Here is an 817-nt window from a genome sequence, read left to right as displayed (position 1 = left end):
GCCTCGGGTGCGAGCTGGACGCCGGCGAGAAACCCGACGCCACTGCGGATTTCCTGCACGAGGGGATGCGAGGCCAGAGGGGCAAGGGCCTTATCGAGGACGGATTCAAGTTCCAGCGCCCGAAGAACGAGTTGTTCCTTCTCGAGGATGTCGAGGTTTGCGTGTGCAACTGCGCAAGCTGTTGCATGGCCCGAGTACGTCATGCCGTGCCTCAGGACGGGGGCGTCCTGTCCTCGATAGAACCGTCCCCAGATCCGGCCGGAGACGAGGACACCGCCCAGCGGGGCGTAGCCGGACGTTATTCCCTTGGCCAGCAGAACCATGTCAGGCTCGAGATGGAACCTTTGGGAGGCGAACATGAAGCCTGTCCGGCCGAATCCGGTGATGACTTCGTCAACGATCAAAAGAATGTCGTTTTTTCGGGCGATTTCCTGAAGACCTTCAAGATATCCGGGGGAGGGCGGAATTATCCCTCCGGTGCCTATGATTGGTTCGGTGATTATGGCGGCAATATTCTGGGGGCCGATTTCGTCTACGACGGCGCGGACACCTTCGATATCGTTTGTGGGAATTAGCGCGGTCTCGGGAACGAGGGAATCCGAGCCGTAGCCGTCCCGATTGAAGTCAAGTCCGGCAATACTGGTACCAAAAGCGTGAAGCCCGTGGTACGAGTAAGTGCGGCTGAGGATGGTTTTTTTGTCCGGCATGCCTTCAAGCTGCCAGTGGCGCCGTGCAATCTTGCAGGCCAGGTCGACGGAGTCCGACCCGCCGCTGTTGAAAATCATTTTGGCGTCCGGGATCGGACCCATGGCCACGA

The 817-nt window shown here is 59.1% G+C and carries 1 protein-coding gene; it reads right to left on the bottom strand.

Features of this window, described 5'->3' with window-relative positions; all coding sequences use genetic code 11:
- Positions 1–785, bottom strand: a 785-nt coding sequence (locus AC5RWT_RS37870) for an aminotransferase class III-fold pyridoxal phosphate-dependent enzyme (protein ID WP_494084689.1), incomplete at its 3' end; no start/stop codon positions are given.
- Between the last annotated feature and the right edge of the window lie 32 nt (positions 786–817).

The sequence above is a fragment of the Arthrobacter sp. Dra40 genome, from assembly GCF_059091905.1.
This window is presented reverse-complemented; position numbering and strand designations above follow the sequence as displayed.